The sequence below is a fragment of the Lysinibacillus sp. 10T31 genome (assembly GCF_056394365.1).
Map to the genome: position 1 here is coordinate 1 of NZ_JBFTHS010000225.1, position 414 is coordinate 414.

At 60.4% G+C, this 414-nt stretch carries 1 protein-coding gene; it reads left to right on the top strand.

Features of this window, described 5'->3' with window-relative positions:
• Window positions 1-414, top strand: a 414-nt coding sequence (locus AC1DCY_RS27765) for a hypothetical protein (protein ID WP_477356018.1), incomplete at both ends; no start/stop codon positions are given.

Sequence of the window (414 nt, forward strand, 5' to 3'; positions counted from 1 at the left end):
CAGCGATCGAGCGCGAGCTTTACAAACATCAGGCACCGACGTTCGTCGCGGGTCTGGCCAGCTCTTTCGAATCGCCGCCAGCGCTTACCGAAAATGCCCTGGCACTCAAGAAAGACGCACTGGCGAAGCCATTGACCTTGCGTCAATGGGGGCAGGCGGCGGCCAGGATCGAGCACCTTGCGAAGCTTGAGTACCGTGACCGGATCTTCGAGCAAATGGACATTGTCGTGGACAGTTTCGGTCATGCCACTCCCAGGCTTGCGCCGCAGGATTTGCTGCTCCAGGGGCCGGGCGACAGGGTCGCGGGGCGCTGTTATCCACTGGTGTTGGTGATGGCTGCCTCGATTGCGCAAGATACGGCTGCGGTGGACACACTCCGTGAGCGTTTTTATCTCGGTGTTCTTGAGCCCCAGG